The organism is Humibacter ginsengiterrae (genome assembly GCF_054780115.1).
This window is the reverse complement of sequence record NZ_BAAGWY010000002.1, coordinates 193,365-212,262: the sequence shown is the minus strand read 5'-3', so window position 1 is coordinate 212,262 and position 18,898 is coordinate 193,365. Positions and strand designations below refer to the sequence as shown.

General features: G+C 70.2%; 16 protein-coding genes. 10 read left to right on the top strand and 6 right to left on the bottom strand.

All coding sequences use genetic code 11. The features are described from left to right. Positions 1-64 precede the first annotated feature (64 nt). The 3 genes from ACYVII_RS03475 to ACYVII_RS03465 all read left to right on the top strand — a co-directional run bounded on the left by ACYVII_RS03475 (position 65) and on the right by ACYVII_RS03465 (position 3,315). Positions 65-1,054 (top strand): AAA family ATPase, encoded by a 990-nt coding sequence (locus ACYVII_RS03475; RefSeq protein WP_460531048.1) that lies wholly within the window; start codon positions 65-67, stop codon positions 1,052-1,054. Between the two features lie 10 nt (positions 1,055-1,064). After that, positions 1,065-2,393 (top strand): DUF58 domain-containing protein, encoded by a 1,329-nt coding sequence (locus ACYVII_RS03470; RefSeq protein ID WP_460531045.1) that lies wholly within the window; start codon positions 1,065-1,067, stop codon positions 2,391-2,393. A 142-nt stretch (positions 2,394-2,535) separates the two neighbouring features. Then, a complete protein-coding gene (locus tag ACYVII_RS03465) occupies positions 2,536-3,315 on the top strand; it encodes an MIP/aquaporin family protein (RefSeq protein ID WP_460531042.1) in 780 nt (259 codons plus the stop codon). 106 nt (positions 3,316-3,421) lie between these two features. Here the strand turns inward: ACYVII_RS03465 and ACYVII_RS03460 are convergent, their stop codons facing one another. Further along, the gene (locus tag ACYVII_RS03460) at positions 3,422-4,417 is read right to left on the bottom strand and encodes a stage II sporulation protein M (RefSeq protein ID WP_460531039.1); all 996 of its coding nucleotides are present in this window, start codon (positions 4,415-4,417) and stop codon (positions 3,422-3,424) included. Between the two features lie 9 nt (positions 4,418-4,426). Between ACYVII_RS03460 and ACYVII_RS03455 the strand changes: the two genes are divergently transcribed. From ACYVII_RS03455 to ACYVII_RS03430, 6 genes are all read left to right on the top strand, one after another. Further along, positions 4,427-5,329 (top strand): RDD family protein, encoded by a 903-nt coding sequence (locus tag ACYVII_RS03455; protein WP_460531036.1) that lies wholly within the window; start codon positions 4,427-4,429, stop codon positions 5,327-5,329. A gap of 419 nt (positions 5,330-5,748) precedes the next feature. Next, positions 5,749-6,828 carry an iron-siderophore ABC transporter substrate-binding protein gene (locus tag ACYVII_RS03450; protein ID WP_460531033.1) on the top strand — a complete coding sequence of 360 codons (1,080 nt, stop codon included), beginning with the start codon at positions 5,749-5,751 and terminating at the stop codon, positions 6,826-6,828. Between the two features lie 55 nt (positions 6,829-6,883). Then, positions 6,884-8,002 carry a FecCD family ABC transporter permease gene (locus tag ACYVII_RS03445; protein WP_460531030.1) on the top strand — a complete coding sequence of 373 codons (1,119 nt, stop codon included), beginning with the start codon at positions 6,884-6,886 and terminating at the stop codon, positions 8,000-8,002. Further along, positions 7,999-9,120 carry a FecCD family ABC transporter permease gene (locus ACYVII_RS03440; protein ID WP_460531027.1) on the top strand — a complete coding sequence of 374 codons (1,122 nt, stop codon included), beginning with the start codon at positions 7,999-8,001 and terminating at the stop codon, positions 9,118-9,120. The genes ACYVII_RS03445 and ACYVII_RS03440 overlap by 4 nt, the downstream gene beginning before the upstream one ends. Then, complete coding sequence (locus ACYVII_RS03435; RefSeq protein ID WP_460531024.1) at positions 9,117-9,962, top strand: ABC transporter ATP-binding protein; 846 nt, start codon at positions 9,117-9,119, stop codon at positions 9,960-9,962. The genes ACYVII_RS03440 and ACYVII_RS03435 overlap by 4 nt, the downstream gene beginning before the upstream one ends. Next, on the top strand, positions 9,949-11,037 hold the full coding sequence (locus tag ACYVII_RS03430; protein WP_460531021.1) for a siderophore-interacting protein: 1,089 nt from the start codon (positions 9,949-9,951) through the stop codon (positions 11,035-11,037). The genes ACYVII_RS03435 and ACYVII_RS03430 overlap by 14 nt, the downstream gene beginning before the upstream one ends. A gap of 130 nt (positions 11,038-11,167) precedes the next feature. Here ACYVII_RS03430 and ahcY read toward each other — a convergent pair whose 3' ends face one another. Both ahcY and ACYVII_RS03420 read right to left on the bottom strand, forming a co-directional pair. After that, complete coding sequence (gene ahcY, locus ACYVII_RS03425) at positions 11,168-12,709, bottom strand: adenosylhomocysteinase (protein WP_460531018.1); 1,542 nt, start codon at positions 12,707-12,709, stop codon at positions 11,168-11,170. A 112-nt stretch (positions 12,710-12,821) separates the two neighbouring features. Further along, a complete protein-coding gene (locus tag ACYVII_RS03420; protein WP_460531015.1) occupies positions 12,822-13,046 on the bottom strand; it encodes a DUF3499 family protein in 225 nt (74 codons plus the stop codon). 99 nt (positions 13,047-13,145) lie between these two features. On the opposite strand from ACYVII_RS03420, the gene ACYVII_RS03415 reads away from it, so the two are divergent. Next, entirely contained in the window at positions 13,146-13,583 is a 438-nt protein-coding gene (locus tag ACYVII_RS03415) for a metallopeptidase family protein (RefSeq protein WP_460531012.1), read from the top strand. A gap of 131 nt (positions 13,584-13,714) precedes the next feature. On the opposite strand, the gene ACYVII_RS03410 is transcribed toward ACYVII_RS03415, so the two are convergent. From ACYVII_RS03410 to ACYVII_RS03400, 3 genes are all read right to left on the bottom strand, one after another. Beyond that, positions 13,715-15,187: a DUF5719 family protein gene (locus ACYVII_RS03410; RefSeq protein ID WP_460531009.1), complete on the bottom strand. Its 1,473-nt coding sequence runs from the start codon at positions 15,185-15,187 to the stop codon at positions 13,715-13,717. Beyond that, on the bottom strand, positions 15,177-18,395 hold the full coding sequence (locus ACYVII_RS03405) for a glycosyltransferase (protein WP_460531006.1): 3,219 nt from the start codon (positions 18,393-18,395) through the stop codon (positions 15,177-15,179). The genes ACYVII_RS03410 and ACYVII_RS03405 overlap by 11 nt, the downstream gene beginning before the upstream one ends. Positions 18,396-18,481: 86 nt before the next feature. Next, a complete protein-coding gene (locus tag ACYVII_RS03400) occupies positions 18,482-18,805 on the bottom strand; it encodes a WhiB family transcriptional regulator (RefSeq protein WP_460531003.1) in 324 nt (107 codons plus the stop codon). Positions 18,806-18,898 lie beyond the last annotated feature (93 nt).

Sequence of the window (18,898 nt, the reverse complement as noted above, 5' to 3'; positions counted from 1 at the left end):
CTCGTTCTGACGTCCCCGGCTAGGCTCGCAACGGAAACGCCCCACCCGCGCGAGAGAGATGCCGATGACCGACCCCACCACCGCCAGCCCCGACGTCTCGAACCGGGACGACGCGCGAGCCGCATTCGCTGCGGTGCGGTCCGAGGTGGCCAAGGCGGTCGTCGCACAGGATGACGCGGTCACCGGCCTGCTGGTGGCGCTGCTCACCGGCGGTCACGTGCTGCTGGAGGGCGTACCGGGAGTCGCGAAGACGCTGTTGGTGCGATCGCTCGCCGCTTCGCTGTCGCTCGGGATGAAGCGGGTGCAGTTCACGCCGGATCTGATGCCGGGCGACGTGACCGGATCCGTGGTGTACGACGCCAGGTCGGCCGCGTTCGTCTTCCGGCACGGACCGGTGTTCACGAACATCCTCCTGGCCGACGAGATCAACCGCACGCCGCCGAAGACGCAAGCGGCCCTGCTGGAGGCGATGGAGGAGCGCCAGGTCAGTGCCGACGGCGAGACCATGCCCCTTCCGGAGCCGTTCCTCGTCGCCGCGACGCAGAACCCGATCGAGTACGAGGGCACGTACACGCTCCCCGAGGCCCAGCTCGACCGGTTCCTGCTCAAGCTCGTGCTCGATCTGCCCGATCGCAATGCCGAGTTCGAGGTGCTGCGGCGGCACTCGGCCGGCTTCGACCCGCGGGCACTGGATGCTGCTGGCATCCGTTCCGTCATCGACGCCGCCGGCGTGCTTCACGCCCGCGCCGACGTGCGCCGCGTGGCCGCAGGCGCCGACGTGCTGGCCTACATCGTCGACCTGGCAAGGGCCACCAGGCAGAGCCCGTCGGTGCGGCTCGGCGTGAGCCCGCGCGGTGCGACGGCACTGCTGGCGGCCGCGAAGGCATACGCCTGGCTGGGCGGGTACGCCGGCGTCACGCCCGACCACGTGCAGGCGATGGCGCCCGCCGCCTGGCGACACCGCATGCAGCTGCAGCCGGAGGCCGAGCTGGAGGGCGTGACGACCGACGGCATCCTGCGCTCTGTGCTGCAGCAGGTGCAGGTTCCGCTGTAGGACGAATCGGATGGCCGTCAGCGGGCGCTTCGCCGCCCTCCTCGCCGTGGGGCTGGTTCCCGTTGTGCTGCTCGGTGCGACCGCGCCGGGGGCGTACCTCGCGCTCGCCTGCTGGCTCATCTTCTGCTGCGTGCTGGGCGCCATCGACTTGCTGGCAGCATCCTCTCCCCGACGCGTGATCCTGGCCAGGATCCTGCCCGCCAACGTGCGCCTGGGCGAGACCACTTCGTGCGCGATCCTCGTTAGCAATCTCGGCTCTCGCCGCCTGCGCGGCAGGCTTCGCGACGGCTGGGAGCCCTCGGCCGGGGCGTCTCCGTCACGGGTACCGCTGGACATCCCGCCCGGCGAACGACGGATGCTCACCCTCACCCTGACACCCCGCCGCCGCGGCACGCGACGCGTAGCGTTCGTCGCGATCCGCTCCGCCGGGCCGCTCGGATTGTGGTCGCGACAGGCGACCCTCGCGTCCGAGGCGGAGCTGAGGGTGCTGCCGCCGTTCCATTCGCGCAAGCACCTCGCGTCGCGCATCGCCCGGCTGCGTGAGCTCGAGGGGTCGACGCCGGTCATGGTTCGCGGTGAGGGCACCGAGTTCGACTCCCTTCGCGAGTACGTCGCGGGCGACGATGTGCGGTCGATCGACTGGCGTGCCACGGCCCGCACGTCGACCACCGCCCGTGCGGGCTCCGGCATCATGGTGCGCACCTGGCGCCCCGAGCGCGACCGCCGCGTCGTGATCGTGATCGACACCGGCAGGGCCTCGGCCGCGCGCATCGCCGACGAACCCCGCCTCGACACGGCCTTCGAGTCCGCTCTGCTGCTCGCCGCTCTCGCCGATCGTGGCGGTGATCGCGTCGACGTGGTCGCCTTCGACCGGCGCGTACGGGCCCGCGTGACGGGGGCCAAGGGACCCGCGCTGCTCTCCCGGCTCGTGACGGCGCTGGCCGACGTGCAACCTGAGCTGATCGAGACCGATTGGTCTGCCGCTCCTGCGCAGGTGCGGGCTGTCACGCACCGGCACGCGCTCGTCGTACTGCTCACGGATGCCTCGGCTCCCGGCTCCTCCACCGGCCTCCTCGCCGCACTCCCGCAGCTCACTGCCACCCACACCGTGGTCGTGGCATCCGTGCGCGATCCCCGGGTGGCCGAGCTCGCCGCCGAACACGCCGACGTCGAGTCGTTCTACGGTGCTGCCGCTGCTGAGCGCGCCCTGCTCGACGCGGCGCGCGTGGCAGAGGCGGTACGCCTCAGCGGAGCGGATGTCGTCAGCGCACCGCCCGCCGAACTGCCGCCGGCGCTGGCCGACCGGTATCTGCAGCTGAAGGCATCCGGGCGTCTGTAACGGTCATACGACGTGTCGCGACATGCGGGGAAATCGGCCGCAGCGAACCTGGGAGATCCCTTAGCGTCGCTGGTAGGCGCCGGGACGCATGCCCTCGCGTGGAGTCTGCCCGGGCCGTTTCGAACCGCAAAGGAAAGAGAAGATGTCTGAGTCAACTCCTGCGGCGGCCTCACCGGAGGCCTCCGTCTCTCCGTCTCTCGGCGCTCGCCTCGCGGCCGAAGCGTTCGGGACGTTCCTCCTGGTGTTCTCCGTCGTCGGCACGGCGATCTTCGCGGCCGGCTTCAGCGCCGGCAAGGGCGGGCTGAACGTCGGATTCCTCGGTGTCGCGATCGCGCTCGGCCTCTCCGTCGTGGTCGGCGCCTACTCGTTCGGACCGATCTCCGGCGGCCACTTCAATCCCGCCGTGACCCTGGGATTGGCGGCAGGCCGCCGGTTCCCGTGGCAGGACGTGATCGGCTACATCATCGCCCAGCTCGTCGGCGGAATCGTGGCGTCCAGCATCATCCTCTGGATCCTCACCGGGGCGAAGGATGCGAAGGGCGACTTCCTCACGATGCAGTTCAAGAGCGCGTCCACCGGTTACGGCGTGCTCTCGCCCGGCGGGTACGGCTTCTGGTCGGTGTTCATCATCGAGATCGTGACGACCGCGTTCTTCCTGTACGTCATCCTCGGGGTGACCCATGTGCGGGCGGCCGCGGGCTTCGCTCCGCTGGCCATCGGTCTCACGCTGACGCTGGTCGCGCTGATCGCCATCCCGGTGTCCAACGGCTCGTTCAACCCGGCTCGTGCTCTGGCGACTGCCATCTACGGCGGTCCGGATGCCATCGCCCAGGTCTGGGTCACGATCGTCGCGCCCATCATCGGCGCGCTGATCGCCGGCTTCACATTCCGGCCGCTGTTCGACGGCATCCTGAAGCGCTGACCGGCACCGCCTGCGCATCCAGACTGCACGCCCGCTCCGAGACTGTGGGAATCACCCGCTGTTTCGGGGCGGGCGTGCAGTCTCTCGATGGAAGTGCTCACGAGTTTCACCCGGCGACGAGGCGGCGGGTCGCGGCATCCGCGTCGTCGAGGTCGCCGGTCTCCCCGGCCAGAACCGCACGGCGCCCGAGCACGAGCATGTAGGCGAGGAAGGCAGCCAGCGCCAGCGCTCCGATCGCCATCTTCGCCCACACGGGGAGCCCGGACGGCGTCACGAAACCCTCGATGAGGCCGGAGCAGAACAGGCTGATCGCGGTGCCGACCGCGATCGCGAACAGCGCCCGGCCCTCCTGCGCGAGCGCCTGACCGCGGGTGCGGGCGCCGGGCGCGATCCACGCCCAGAAGATGCGCAACCCGGCGGCTGCGGCGACGAAGAGAGACGTGAGCTCGAGCATCCCGTGCGGCAGGATGTACGAGAACAGCACGTCTGTGCGGTCGTAGTGCACGAAGATGCCGGCCGCGACCCCGAGGTTCACCGCGTTCTGCAGCAGTATGTACGGCACGTACACGCCGAGGATGCCCGTGGCGATGCTCTGCGCCGCCAGCCACGCGTTGTTCGTCCAGACCTGGCCGGCGAACGACGCGGCGGGGTTGCGCGAGTAGTAGTCGATGAAGTCGTGATTCAGGTACTGCTTCAGGTCCGTCGTGCTGCCCACCGCGGCGAGCGCGCGAGGGTCGCCGACGAGCCACCACGCGGCCAGCGCCGCCACCAGCACCGTCCCGAGCGCGACGCACAGCGTCACCCAGCGCACCCGGTACAGGGCCGCGGGCAGCGACATCACGAAGAACCGGGCGATCGCACCGGCCGCACCGGAACGCGCGCCGGTGAACCGCAACCGCGCCCGCGCGATCACGGTGGCGAGCCGGTCGGTGTACGCGCTGTCGCCATCCGCCGAGCTCAGCGCCGACAGCTGCGTGGTCGCCACCTGGTAGGCAGCGATCAGCTCATCGGATGTCTCGCCGTCCAGCCGCCGCCGTCGCGCGAGCGCGCCGAGCCGATCCCATTCGGCGCTGTGGGCTGTGGCGTACGCGTCGGCATCCATGCTGTTTAGATGGTAGCCATGACGGGCAAGGCGGCGAGCAGTGCGCGACCCGCCGCTCCGGCACCGGCCCGCTACGCCGACACGGCGTTGACGCAGTACGGCGACGACGACCGGCAGCTCATCGGTGAGGCCGTCGGGGTGGATGCCCGCGCGGCCAGCTTCGTGCTGCGGGCGGCGGGCCTCATCATCGACGCGCTCGCCACGTACGCCGTCGTGCTCTTGCTGTTCTGGGCGCTCGCCGCGGCCGGCAAGGTGCTTGACGCGGCGGCGACGGCAGCCATCCAGGTCGTCATCGTCGCCGTGATGTTCGTGATCGTGCCCACGACCGTCGAGACGCTCAGCCACGGCCGCAGCCTGGGCAAGCTGGCGATCGGCGCCCGCATCGTGCGCGACGACGGTGCAGCCGAACAGCTGCGGCACGCGTTCGTACGTTCGCTCGCCGGATCCATCGAGATCTACCTCACGTTCGGCGGCGTCGCCGCCGTGGCAGGCCTGCTCAGCCCGCGCTCGAAGCGCATCGGCGACCTCCTCGCCGGAACGTACTCACAGCTGCAACGGATGCCAGCGCCTCCTCCCCCGCCGCTCCCGCTGCCCGCGTACCTGGCGGCCTGGGCGACGGTTGCGGATGTCGCGGCCCTGCCACCCCGGCTAGCTCGGCGCATCGCGGAGTTCCTCCGGCACGCCGCGACCCTGACACCGGATGCCCGCGCCCGCGTCGCCACGGATCTCGCCCGCGAGGCATCCCCCTTCGTCTCCCCCCTGCCGAACACCGATGCGGAGTCGTTTCTCGTCGCGGTCGCCGCGTTCCGCCGCGACCGCGAGTACGCCGCACTGATGGGCGAGCGTGCCCGGCTCGAGCGCGTCGAGCCGGCTCTCACCGCGCTGCCGCCGGGCTTCCACCGCCGCGACTGAGCCTTCTCCCGAGCGCGAACAGGAATTCCCGTCCGAAGCGGTCGCTCACGCTCAGGGATAGCGACACATTCGGACAGGAGGTTTCGCGTGATCCACGCTTTCCTGTCCGCGGTTGTCGTTTCCGCGGGCGGTAACGGCAACCGCGGACAGACAGGAACTTACGCCGGACGCCGGACACCCGAGAGGCCTGCGGGGCTGGACCGCCCGCCATCTCCTGAGTTAGGCTTAGGCGAGTTAGGTAAGCCTTACCTACTACGAGCTTCGCTGAGCAAGGCGAGAGTTCGAGACAAACGGGCATCGCCGCCGACGGCATCTTCGGCGCCCTCCTGTGGGCGGGCATCCGTGCTGCCGCCGGCTGGCGCGCCGACTCTGGTCGATCGACCGGCCGGCCCGACCCCATTCACGACCCGAAGGACAGCATGACCCTCCGCGCCCCGTTCGCCAATCGCACGTCTGCCCGCTCCAGCGCGCCTCGGCGGGGATCGCGGCTCGCCGTCGCCAGCGTGCTCACCGCGGCCGCCCTCGTGCTGACCGGCTGTTCCGCGACCGCAGGCAACGCGACGAACGAGGCGGAGAAGGCATCCGGTCCCTTCCCGGTGTCGCTGAAGAACACGTACGGCACGACGGTCATCCCTTCCCAGCCGAAGCGGGTGGCGACGATCAGCTGGACGAACCAGGACGCCGCCATCGCGCTCGGCGACATCCCGGTGTCGATGTCGAAGGCCACCTACGGCGACGACAACGGCGACGGCGTACTGCCCTGGACGGCGCAGGCGCTGAAGAAGGCTGGTGCGAAGACGCCGCAGCTGAACGACGAGAGCGACGGCATCCCGTACGAGAAGATCGCAGACTCCGCACCCGACGTCATCCTCGGCGCCTACTCGGGCCTGACGAAGCAGGAGTACACGACGCTCAGCAAGATCGCCCCGACGGTGTCGTACCCGAAGGATGCCTGGGGCACGCCATGGCGTGAGACCACACTCATCGACGGCGAGGCGCTCGGCAAGAAGGCTCAGGCGCAGAAGCTGATCGATCAGACCGACGCCAAGATCGCCTCGGCGGTCTCGAAGTACCCGCAGATCAAGGGCAAGACCGTCATGTACGTCTGGGTCGACCCGAAGAACCTCGGCACCATCACGTACTACACGCCGAACGACGCCCGCGTGCGGTTCCTGAACGACCTCGGCCTGAAGAATGCGCCGGCGATTCAGAAACTGTCGAAGGGCAGCTCGCAGTTCTTCGGCACGATCAGCAGCGAGGAGGCCGACACACTGGATGCCGACATCGCGGTCATCTACGTCGACAACGGCGGCTCGTTCGACCTGATCAAGAACGACCCGCTGCTCAGCAAGATCCCGGCTGTGAAGCGCGGCTCCGTCGTCGAGCTGAGCAACACGACCGACATCATGGCGACCTCGGCGCCATCCGTGCTCTCCATTCCGTGGGTGCTGCCGAAGTTCGTGCCTGAGCTGGCCCAAGCCGCCGACAAGGTCCGGTAGGACAGCGACGGATGTCCGCACACCGCACACGACGACCGGAACGATGACCGCTTCAGTGCATGAAACGCGCGCGGAACGGCGCAGCGGCGCCAGCGTGGCCGAACGCGCCGCGGATCTCGCCGCAACACGCGCCGGCGTCCCAGTTCACGGCCGCCCGGTGAGGCGGCGCACGCGCACGGTACGGATCGCGGGGATCACGGCGTGCGTGCTCGCGCTGGCGGCCGCAGCGGCGGCATCGCTCGTGTTCGGCGTGCGGGACGTGCCGCTGCACGAGGTGTGGCAGGCACTGGCCGGACCGCGGAACGTTGCGCACGAGGGCATGAATGCGGCCGCAGCGCTCAGCCGAGTGCCGACGACGGTCGCGGGCATCCTGGTCGGAGCCGCGCTCGGGATCGGCGGCGCGCTCATGCAGGGCGTGACCCGCAACCCGCTCGCCGACCCCGGACTGCTCGGCATCAACTCGGGAGCCGCCCTGTTCGTGGTGCTCGGCATGACCTTCCTCGGTGTCAGTAGCGCTATCGGCACGGTGTGGTTCGCATTCGCCGGCGCAGCAGCGGCCGCACTCGTGGTCTACGCGGTCGCGTCGGCCGGGAGGAAGGGGGCGACGCCGCTCGGGCTGACTCTCGCCGGCGCCGCAGTCACCGCCGCCGCCTCGTCGCTGACGCTCGGTGTGCTTCTCACGCACGTCGACTCGCTGGACTCCTACCGGTTCTGGCAGATCGGGTCGATCTCGGCAGCATCGTGGCCGACGATCGTGCTGCTCGCCCCGTTCATCGTGGCCGGCGTGGTTCTGACTCTGCTGCAGGGTCCGGCGCTCAACGCGCTCGCGCTGGGCGATGACCTAGCGCGCGGCCTCGGCCATCGGGTCGGCCTCTCCCGAGTGCTGGCGGCGATCGCGGTGGTGCTGCTGTGCGGCGCCGCCACCGCGATGTGCGGTCCTATCGCGTTCGTCGGCCTGGCCGTTCCGCACGCCGCCCGCCTCGTCTTCGGCCCGGACTACCGCTGGGTGCTTCCGGCATCCGCGCTGCTCGGCGGCGTGCTGCTGCTCGTCGCCGACGTGATCGGCCGGCTCGTCGCCCGCCCGTCCACCATCGAGGTCGGCGTGGTCGTCGCCGTGATCGGGGCGCCCGTGCTCATCGCGCTCGTTCGTCGCACCAAGGCGGTGGCGCTGTGAGCGTGCAGACGACGACCTCCGCGACCTCCCCCGCGCAGACACGAGCCGGGTACCCGCTCGACGCGAGGGCACGGGATGCCGCGGCGGCGGGCATCCGCGGCGCCCGTCGGTCAACGGTGCGACGCGACGCGGTCGTCGTGGCAGCCCTCGCAGTTGCCGCTCTCGCGCTCGTCACGCTCACACTGTGCATCGGCGCCACGATCACGCCGATCGGCGACGTGCTGCGCGTGCTGCTCGGCCAGAACGTCCCTGGCGCGAGCTTCACGGTCGGCGAGCTCAGGCTGCCTCGTGCTCTGGGCGGGCTGCTGGTCGGGCTCGCGTTCGGCGCGGCCGGATGCCTGTTCCAGTCGGTGCTGCGCAACACGCTCGCCAGCCCCGATGTGATCGGGATCAGCTCGGGAGCGGGCCTTGCCGCGGTGATCGCGATCGCCGTGTTCGGGGCATCCGGATTCGTCGTCTCGGTGGCCGCACTCGCCGGCGCACTGCTCACAGCAGGAGCGATCTTCCTTCTCGCAGCCGCACGTTCCACCACGGGCTACCGGTTCGTGCTGATCGGCATCGCCGTAGGCACGGCCGCCCAGGCGGTGGTCGGCTACGTCATCTCGCGCGCCGACATCGCCGACGCGCGACAGGCCATGGTCTGGCTCACCGGCAGCCTCAGCCGCAGCCTGTGGGATCAGCTTCCGGCCGTCGCGATCGCCATCGTCGTGCTGCTCCCGTTCGCGCTGTTCTCCGGACGAACGCTCGAAGTGCTCCGCCTCGGCGACGACCCCGCGAGGGCGCTCGGCGCCAAGGCGGGTCGCGACCGCGTGCTGCTCATCCTGCTCGCCGTGGCACTCGTCGCGGTCGGCACCTCGTTGACCGGTCCGGTGGCGTTCGTGGCGTTCCTCGCAGCCCCCATCGCCTCACGGATGCTCCGCTCGAGCCACCTGATCCTGCCCGCGTCCGCGCTGATGGGCGCCGTCATCATGCTCGGCGGCGACTTCGTCGGCCAGCACCTCATTCCCGGCGTCGCGCTCCCGGTCGGCGTCGTGACCGGCGCGATCGGCGCCCCCTACCTGCTCTGGCTGCTCGCCAGAGGCGGGCGCCGCAGCGCATCCTCCGGAGGAGTCTCGTGACCACGCACACCCTCGTCGCCGACCACGTCACGCTCGCGTATGACGACCGCGTCGTGGTCGACGACCTCACGCTGCGGCTGCCCGAGAGCGGCGTGACGATGATCGTCGGGGCGAACGGATGCGGCAAGTCGACCCTGCTGCGCGCACTCGCCCGCCTGCTCGCTCCGAAGTCGGGAGCCGTGCTGCTCGATGGCGCAGACATCCGTCGCACACCGACGAAGGCCGTCGCCCGGGTCGTCGGGCTCCTGCCGCAGAGCCCGGTCGCACCGGAAGGGGTCACCGTATCCGAGTTGGTCGGTCGAGGCCGCTACCCGCACCAGTCCTGGGCGAGGCCGTGGAGCGCAGCCGACGACGAGGCGGTCTCCGACGCCCTGACCGCTACGGGCATGGCCGAGCTGGCGCAGCGCCGTGTGGACGAGCTGTCCGGTGGTCAGCGGCAGCGCGTGTGGATCGCGATGGCGCTCGCGCAGGAGCCGCACATCCTGCTGCTCGACGAGCCGACCACCTACCTCGACGTCGCCCACCAGATCGACGTGCTCGACCTGCTCACCGACCTCGCGCATCACGGCACGGCGGTCGTGGTCGTGATGCACGAGCTCAACCTCGCCACCCGTTACGCGGACCACCTGATCGTGATGAAAGACGGCGCCGTCGTCACGTCAGGGCCGCCGAGAGAGATCGTCACGAGCGAGCTGGTCCGTAACGTCTTCGGGCTCGACGCGGCCATCGTGGACGATCCCGTGTCGGCGACACCACTGGTCGTGCCGATCGGAAGGCACCGCACGAGAACGGATGTCCCGCTCACGTCGGCCGAGATGGTGGTGGCTGATGTCGGCCGCTGAACTGCACACGCCCGGGACCGACGACCAGCCGATGTCTGCCGAACGCGACACGCTCGCAGAGGCGGCGTGTACGGCGCCGGACGCAACCGTGCGTTCGGCCGACCGCGACGCGCCCGGCGGAGACGGGCGCGTCATCAATGCTGACGCGGCGAGCGAACCGCTTTTCCGTTTGTTCGACGTCACCGTCGTCGCCATGGAGCGGATCTCCCCCACTTTCGTGCGCATCACGTTCGGCGGCGCCTCGCTCGACGAATTCGCCTGGGACGGCCTCGATCAGCGCATCAAACTGCTCTTCCCGAACGCGCTGGACCGATACCCGGCCATGCGCGCCAAGGATCCCTCGTGGTACGCCCAGTGGTCGGCACTGCCCGACGACGTGCGACCGCCGATGCGCACCTACACGATCCGCGACCGCCGCGACGGGTTCCGGGGAACGGAGGTCGACGTCGACTTCGCGCTGCACGAGGAGACGGCCGGGCCCGCGGCGACGTGGGCCCTCCGGGCACGAGCAGGGATGCCGCTGCGCATTCTGGGGCCCAACGCGCGGGCGGAGGGCGACCGCGGCGCGATCGGGTGGATACCTCCCGCCGGCGTACGACGGTTCGTGATCGCCGGAGACGAGACGGCGGTGCCGGCGATGGCGGGCATCCTCGCCTCACTCCCGGCGGATGCCGCTATCACCGTGTTCGCGGAGCTTCGCCACCCCGCCGACCTGGCCGCCCTGGACGCGCCGGCTCACGTCGACCTCAGGCACGTGCCGCGCGGGACGGAGCCTGGTCAGGCATTGGCCGAAGCCGTGTGCGCCGCTTTCCCGGTCGGCTCGTCCGGCATGCGCGGCACCGAGCCGGACGACGTCGACATCGAGACCCAGGTTCTGTGGGAGGTGCCGGGCACCGACCCGCTCACCGGCGGCCGCATCGACGGCGACGTGCGGCGGGCATCCACCTACATCTGGCTCGCGGGCGAGGCTGCGGCGATCAAGCGCATCCGCCGCCACCTGGTGCGCGACGTCGGCTTCGACCGCGGGGCAGTCTCGTTCATGGGCTACTGGCGCCGCGGTCGCGCTGAATACTGACGCCTCTGCTTTCTGCCCTCTCGCCTCTGCCTGCTGCCCTCTGCCCCCAGCCACCCCCGAACTGCCCAACCACCCGCAAAACCGCGCAAAGTAGCGGGTGGCTCGGCAGTTCGGGGGTGGCCCGGCGAGGTCAATAGCGGTACTGGTCCGACTTGTAGGGGCCCTCCACCGGGACGCCGATGTAGTCGGCCTGCTCGGGGGTGAGCGTCGTGAGCTCCACGCCCAGGGCATCCAGGTGCAGCCTCGCAACCTTCTCGTCGAGCACCTTCGGCAGCGTATGCACGCCGAGCGGGTACGCGTCGAGGTTCGTGCGCAGCTCGATCTGCCCGAGCACCTGGTTCGTGAACGAGTTGCTCATCACGAACGACGGATGCCCCGTCGCGTTACCCAGGTTCATCAGGCGGCCCTCGCTCAGCACGAGCACGCTGCGCCCGTTCGGAAGCCGCCACTCGTGCACCTGCGGTTTGATCTCCACCTTCTCCGCACCCTCGAGGGACTCCAGCGACGCCATGTCGATCTCGTTGTCGAAGTGCCCGACGTTGGCGACCACGGCGAGATGCTTCATGGCCAGCAGGTGCTCGAGACGCACGACATCCTTGTTGCCGGTGCCGGTGATCAGGATGTCCACCTCGCCGATCACCGACTCCAGCCGCGACACCTGGAACCCGTCCATCGCCGCCTGAAGCGCGTTGATCGGATCGACCTCGCTGACGATCACGCGAGCGCCCTGCCCGCGCAGCGCCTCCGCCGCACCCTTGCCGACGTCGCCATAGCCTGCGACGAAAGCGACCTTGCCGCCGATCAGCACGTCGGTGGCGCGGTTCAGCCCGTCGGGCAGCGAGTGACGGATGCCGTACTTGTTGTCGAACTTCGACTTGGTCACCGAGTCGTTGACGTTGATCGCGGTGAACAGCAGCTTTCCGTCGCGCTCCAGCTCGTACAGCCGGTGCGCGCCGGTCGTCGTCTCCTCGGTGACACCGACGATCTCGCCGGCGATGCGCGTCCACCGGTCGGACGACTCCGCGATGGCTGCCCGCAGCACGTCGAGAATCACCCGATACTCGTGCGAGTCGCCCGGCCCGGCATCCGGAACCCGGCCCTCCCGCTCGAACTGCGCGCCGAGGTGCACGAGAAGCGTCGCGTCGCCTCCGTCGTCGAGAATCTGGTTCGGCCCGATGTAGTCGCCACCGGATGACCCTGCCTGTCGTGACGCTTGTGCCTCCGCGCTCCAGTCGAACACGCGGGAGGTGCACCACCAGTACTCCTCGAGGCTCTCGCCCTTCCACGCGAACACCGGCACGCCCTGAGGATGCTCCGGTGTTCCGTTCGGGCCCACGACCACTGCGGCGGCCGCCTCGTCCTGCGTCGAGAAGATGTTGCAACTCGCCCAGCGCACCTGCGCGCCCAACGCCACGAGCGTCTCGATCAACACCGCAGTCTGCACCGTCATGTGCAGGGAGCCGGCGATCCGTGCACCGGCGAGCGGCTGGGCATCCGCGAACTCGGCACGAAGCGCCATCAGGCCGGGCATCTCCTGCTCGGCGAGGCGCAACTGGTGCCGTCCCGCCTCAGCGAGCGCGAGGTCGCGCACCTTGTACTCGAACGGGCGGGAGTCGGGTGCCGCCGCGGCCTCGGTTCGCGCTTCGACACCGGTGGAACTCAGGGAAGTCATGTGCACCATTGTCGCAGGCGGCCTCGGGCAGCCATACCCTCGGGGAATCCCGGCTTCGCGCAGGTCCGCACCGCCGGTGGAGGATGTTGAAACCCGACGAGCGAGCGCGGAATCAGAGACCGAGACCTTGCGGCTCGCCGATCACCTGATGACGAACGACCTGCCAGCCCTGCGGAGCAGACAGCCGGTCGGCGTGGATCGCGCACAGATCGTACGTGTGCGGCTCGTGGGTCAGCGAAAGCGGCCCGAGCACCACCATGGAGTCGGCGTAGTCGTACGTCAGGGTCGCCACCGCGTCTCGCGAGCACGCGACCTTCGAGCACGTTCTGGCCACCATCAGGGCACCACATTACTCGCCGGCGGGCTGCGGGGAGAGCTTCCACAGCGGCGATCCGAGCCGCGATCCGGCCGGGCGCCGCAGCCTAGTATGGACGACATGCCTCGATCCCGGCCGGTGCGTTACGCGACACCGGCGCGCCGCTCGGACCGCCACGGTCGAGGTGCGCGTGGCCCGGTCACCGGTCCCCACCTGCCCCTGCTGCAGGACCGCATCGACGTGTTCGAGATGACGGTGGCGAGCACGGCCGACTTCCTCAAGGGGCTCTGGCCTGATGAGCTCTCGGACATGCGCGTGCAGATCGCGGCTGCACCGGCCGGAGCGCTCGGCTACGACGAGGTGGAGCGCTGGGGCGTCGACCCCGCGCACAAGGCGATCACGCTCTACCGGGTGCCGATCGAGCGGCTGGCCAAGCTGCACCGCAACGACGACCTGCACCGCAAGCTGCTCGTGGAAAGCTGCGTCTTCCGTGCCGTCGCCGAGCTGCTCGGCCGCGACCCCTGGGACCTCGCGCCCGGCCATTTCGGGCACTTCTGACGCCGCGTCCCCGCCTGGCGACGCCGCGATCACTCCGGCTCGCATCTACCACGGTTCAGGTCGCACTTTTTGTCGCCTCAAGCGACCTGAGACGACATAAAGTGCGACCCGAACGGGGTGCACGAGCGGCGCTACTTCGGGTACACCGCGATGGGTTGCGCGAGCGGCCCGGGCGGGTTCAGTGCGAACGACGATGACGAGGCATCCGCCGTCAGGCTCACGGATGCCCGCAGCCCGTCGACGCCGTCGAGCGTGTAGGTGCTACGCGCGGTCACCGGCACCGCGACGGCCTTTCCCGCCGGCACGGACACCTTGATGGTCGCGCCGTGTTTCGGAGTCAACGTGACGGAGGCATCCGTGCTGCGCCCGTTGACGAGATGCAGCGTCGGTGCCGAACCGGGCGGCACCGCGAGCATCGTCTTCTGCGGCAGTGGCGCGCTGGCCACGAACCAGGCGAAGTCCTGCGTGGCGGCCTCAGCCTGAGCCGTCGCCGACTCGTCCGCACCGGGTGCCGCGCCGACGTCGACGGTACGGGCCGCGGCGAGAACCGGGGCGTCCGAGGTGACCTGAACCGTGTAGGCGCCATCGATGAGGTGGTCGAACGTCACCTCGCGCACGGTTCCGCCCTGCAGCGTGATCCGCGAGGTGCCGCCCACGCCGGCGGTGGTCTCGGATGTGGCGGTCACGGTGACATGCGCGGCGGTCGTGCCCGGTACGAGAAGGCGCACGGCGGGCAGTTGGTTCGAGCCGCCGTCGGCGCCGGCGCTCAGCCGGGCGATGTTGGCCACGGTCATCCCTGGGATGACGAGGTTCTTGGCCGGCTCGGCGGTCGGCCCGACCAGCTCGACACCCTGCGGAGCCAGACCCTGCACGCTGCTCTGCTGCAACGAGGCGTAGACCCTGCCACCCCCCACCTGCACATGCACGACGGATGCCTGCGCGTTCGGCACGATTCCGGCCAGCGGCACCACGAGCTGCGAGCCGGCGCGCACGACGAGTCCGCGTGCGCCGGGTGCCTCTGCTCGGCCGCCCTCGGTGTAGACGGTCAGATCGACGGTCGCTTGCACCTTCGACGGGTTGCTCAGCAACACGAGGCTCGTCGATCCGAGTGTGGTCGCGCCGGCGACGAGCCAGCTGTCAGACGTCGCCTCGCCGCACGCGGCGGCCGCGAGCCCCGCGACATCCGACTCGCTCGCCTTCTGCGATTGAGCGCCGGCGATCAACGGCCGTGTCGCGGATGCCTGCGACTGCGTGCTGATGACGCGCGGGGCGCCTCCGCCGCCGTGCACGCTCGGTGCCTGCAGGCTGCGCTGAACGACGGAGGTGGTGGCCGTCGTCACGAGCGACGGTGATCCGATCGAGGTGAGCGATGACGCATCCGTGGCGTCTCCCTGGTCGAGCAGTCCGCCTGGGCAGACTCGCTCCTGGTCCGCCGGAACGGGCGTGACCGTCTGCGCGGGAGGCGTCACATGGAAGCTCGGCAACGGCAGCAGGGCCGCCCCGGCCAGCGCGATCACAGCGACGCCGACGCCGATGGCTCCGGCAACGATGCGCACGCTTCCGCGGGCGATCGCCCGAGTGTTGCGGGTGCGGTCAGCGGACATCGCAGCCTCCCTCGAAGCCGTGGACGCCGGAGCTCGAGGGCGCGGCAGGCGCATACGGCCCGGTCAGCACGGGCGGCCGCTCCACCGTGATCTCCTCGATCTCACCCTTCGAACGCTCGTCCTTGTCGGTCGGGGCTTGACCTGTGGATGCGTCGTCCACGTCCGCGCCCGCGTCGCCCGGCTCTGCGGACACGTCCGCGCCCGCGTCGCCCGGCTCTGCGGACGTGTCGTTCGGCTCTGTCGATGCGTTGTCCGGACTCGCGGATCCGTCGCCTCCGGCGACCGCTGCCGCCGCGTCGGTCGCAGCATCCCCCGTCGGCCCGCTGTCCGGTTCCTCCGCGCCCGTCGATTCATCGCCGGCGGCGCCTTTCGCTGCCCAGCGACGCTTCGCCTGCCTGCCGAGAACCTCGGCAGCAGTAGGCCGCCGCAGGGTGCCGCGCTCTGTGCGCCCGGTGGGCAGTGCGAGCAGAAGCGTGAGGCCGAACACGACGCCGAGCGCGATGAGCGCGACGAGGCGTTCCCAGCCACCGGCATCCGGCGGGATCGGCACGCTGTGGGTCTGCGCCGGAACGCTCCACAGCACGGAGTCGTCGGTCGACGCGACCTGGGTGAGCAGCGGGTTGCTGTCCAGCGCCGTCTCGGCCCGCGACTGGGTCGCCGATGCCGGCGATAGTCCCTCGCCCGCCCCGGTGTCCAGCAGCACGAACGAGACGCCGAAGTGCTTCAGCAGCGACGAGGCATCCATGCCGCTCGTCGAGGTGAGGTTGCCGGCGAGAGTCGCCAGCCGGCGCTCGTCGGCGGTGAGCCCACGGCTCGTCGCGCTCAGCGTGCTCTGCTCGTCAAGAGTCGCGCCCTGCCCGTGGACGAGTTGTGCGCCGAGCGAGCCGTTGGACTGAGGCGACAGCCGGAGCGTGCCGATACGCGGATGCGTCTGCGCCTGCGCCGTCGCGTACGCCGGAAGTGCGGTCGCTGGGCCCGGGACGATCGCCGATGTCTGCAACGGCACCGCGATCGCCAGGGGCGCGATCGCGACCGCCACGAACGCCACCGTGACCGTCGCCGGCACGATCGCGAACCTGCCGAGCGCGACCAGCGCCATGGTCGCCGCTGCGATCAGGCCGAGCCAGTACAGGCTGAGCGCCGTGCCCGGCCACAGTGGAACGGCCGCCGACCCCTGGGTGGACAACGAGACGTGCGTGGCGATGATGGCGGTCACGAAGCCGAGCAGGGCACCGACCAGGCACAGCGTCGCCCGAATCGTGCCGCGCAGGAACAGCGACAGCAGCGCGAGGATGGCCACCGGCGCCATCAGGATCGGCACCACGATCGAGGGGATCATCCCGCTGAAGCCGAACACGCCGGCGAGCGTCTGCCAGCCGCCGAGGTCGCCGTCGGAGAACCCGAGGGCGACGTGCAACGGATGCGCCGTCGCTGCAGCTACCGGCAACCCGGGGTCGGCGAACACCGCCAGGGGCGTTCCCCGCATGACCTGCTGCACCACCAGCGGCGCGAACAGGGCGAGAGCCGGGATCGGGACGAGGAGCACGCGTACAACGCCGCGTCCGGCCAGTGCCGATCCGATCACCCAGACGACCAGCAGCGCCGGCGCGAGCAGGGGTGCGCACGCGAGCACGGCCGCCGCGAGGATGCCCGTGGTCGCCGCTGTCGCCCACGAGCGCCGCGCGGCGGTGCCGGCGAAGAACAGCCAGGGCAGCAGGATGTGCACGATCACCGCGGCCGGACGCCCGTGCTGCAGCGCGTCGAACAGCATCGGCGCCAGAGCCCACACGATCGCGAACGTGGCGCGCAGCACCGCGCGATGCGTGAGCCGGGTGGAGAGGAACCAGGCGCCGAGCGCCGCAAGCGGCAGAGCGGCGAACCAGAGCAGCACGATCGCGAACGACGGCTGCCAGAACGTCAGCGAGCCGAGCACGGCGAGCACAGCGGTGAACGGATCGGCAGCGCCCGCGAAGCCGATTCCGATGTCGCGCCATCCGTAGCCGAGGTTCGCCCAGAGGGTGCCGATGTCGTTCAACGGCAGCAGTCCCCCGCCGCCGAGCTGCGACGATCCGAGCAGCGGCGCGAACAGGGCAACGCTCATCAGCGCGACCGCGAGCACGACCCAGGCGCCTCCGCCGCTGAAGAAGTTGAGCTCGCGACGCTCGCCGTGCTGGCGAACGAGGCTCGCCTCGCGACGCAGTGCGCGCATCCGCCGCACCTCGACGCGCGGGATGCGCAGCGGCGCGATCGCCTTCCACTTCACGGTGCGTGCCCGCTTCAGCGCGTTCCTCGCCTGCCCGATGTGGCTGCCGCCGAACGCGGTCGCGAAGGCCGCCGCGAACTCGCCGCCGATGGCGCCCGGCTGTTTGCCGAGCAAGAACCCGAGCGAGCGGATGACCGCGAGCGGCACCAGCGAGAGCCAGTGGAAGACGAGTGCGAACGCCGGCGCGTACGTCATGCGCCTGTGCAGTTGCGCGGCGCGGCGCAGCCGGTGCTGCCTTCGGCGCTGCCTGCCGCGCGGCGTTCGCGGTTGCACGCTGACGCCGTCGCCCGCCGATGCCACCCGAGCGCCGGGAACGATGACCACGCGATGGCCGGCAAGGCGCGCTCGCACGCACAGGTCGAGTCCGGTATCGAACGCGGGGAGCGCGGGGTCGAATCCGCCGAGCCGTTCCCACACCGAATGCCGGATCAGCATGCCGGCGGCGGGCACGCCGAGCATGTCGCTCGTGCGGTCGTGCTGTGCCTGGTCGAACTCGTCCTCGACGGGCACGATCGTCGTGCCGAGACGGGTCATCGACAGGCCGAGCTCCCGGATGACGGATGCCTCGTCCCAGTCGACGAGTTTGGGTCCTGCGATCGCCACCGACGGCGACACCGCCACGGTGTCGATCAGGTGGGCGAGGGCATCCGGCTCCGGCGCTGTGTCCTGGCCGAGGAACCACAGCCACTCGTCGTCGGATGTCGCGGGCGGAACCACGCGCGCGGCCACGCCGAGCGCCGTGGGGAACGGGAGTTTCTCGGTGGATGCCAGCAGCTGGTCGGGGGAAGCGGCTGCGGCCTCCGCGGTCGTCGCGTCGTCGGAGGAGACGCCGATCACCACGAGGGAGTCGACGGGTCGGGTCTGGGAGGCGAGGGCATCAAGGCTGCGCCTGAGATGCTCGCTGCCGCGGTGCGCGACGAGAATGGCGGTGACTGTCGGAGGCATCGCGGACAGCCTAGGCAGGTGCACGCGGAATCCCGGGCACCACCGTCGCGTGCTCCGCGAATTGGTCCGTCAGAATCGCGGCGCCATCAGACCGCGCGTTTGCGCAGCTTGCGGCGTTCGCGCTCCGAGAGCCCTCCCCAGATGCCGAAGCGCTCGTCGTTCTGGAGTGCGTACTCCAGGCACTGCGCCCGCACCTCGCACGAGGCGCAGATCTTCTTGGCGTCCCGTGTCGATCCGCCCTTTTCAGGGAAGAACGCCTCGGGGTCGGTCTGCGCGCAGAGCGCATCCGACTGCCACGACAACGCGCCGTCTTCGTCTTCATCGACCGATCGAACCCCCGGCACCCCAAGCCGCACGGGATCGATGAACCAGTTTTCGGGTACCCCCGGTCGATATTCGCTCATCGCCATATCGATCTCCCCACCTGTGTTGCCACGCCTTGACGTGCCGTGTTCCCTGCACGAGGCGTTTCACTAATTACACCGGTGTAGTTCGATTGCGTC

Coding starts and splice junctions, on each gene's coding strand:
- ACYVII_RS03475 (WP_460531048.1), top strand. CDS start 65: ATGACCGACCCCACCACCGCCAGCCCCGACGTCTCGAACCGGGACGAC.
- ACYVII_RS03470 (WP_460531045.1), top strand. CDS start 1,065: ATGGCCGTCAGCGGGCGCTTCGCCGCCCTCCTCGCCGTGGGGCTGGTT.
- ACYVII_RS03465 (WP_460531042.1), top strand. CDS start 2,536: ATGTCTGAGTCAACTCCTGCGGCGGCCTCACCGGAGGCCTCCGTCTCT.
- ACYVII_RS03460 (WP_460531039.1), bottom strand. CDS start 4,417: ATGGATGCCGACGCGTACGCCACAGCCCACAGCGCCGAATGGGATCGG.
- ACYVII_RS03455 (WP_460531036.1), top strand. CDS start 4,427: ATGGTAGCCATGACGGGCAAGGCGGCGAGCAGTGCGCGACCCGCCGCT.
- ACYVII_RS03450 (WP_460531033.1), top strand. CDS start 5,749: ATGACCCTCCGCGCCCCGTTCGCCAATCGCACGTCTGCCCGCTCCAGC.
- ACYVII_RS03430 (WP_460531021.1), top strand. CDS start 9,949: ATGTCGGCCGCTGAACTGCACACGCCCGGGACCGACGACCAGCCGATG.
- ahcY (WP_460531018.1), bottom strand. CDS start 12,709: ATGACTTCCCTGAGTTCCACCGGTGTCGAAGCGCGAACCGAGGCCGCG.
- ACYVII_RS03420 (WP_460531015.1), bottom strand. CDS start 13,046: ATGGTGGCCAGAACGTGCTCGAAGGTCGCGTGCTCGCGAGACGCGGTG.
- ACYVII_RS03415 (WP_460531012.1), top strand. CDS start 13,146: ATGCCTCGATCCCGGCCGGTGCGTTACGCGACACCGGCGCGCCGCTCG.
- ACYVII_RS03410 (WP_460531009.1), bottom strand. CDS start 15,187: ATGTCCGCTGACCGCACCCGCAACACTCGGGCGATCGCCCGCGGAAGC.
- ACYVII_RS03405 (WP_460531006.1), bottom strand. CDS start 18,395: ATGCCTCCGACAGTCACCGCCATTCTCGTCGCGCACCGCGGCAGCGAG.
- ACYVII_RS03400 (WP_460531003.1), bottom strand. CDS start 18,805: ATGGCGATGAGCGAATATCGACCGGGGGTACCCGAAAACTGGTTCATC.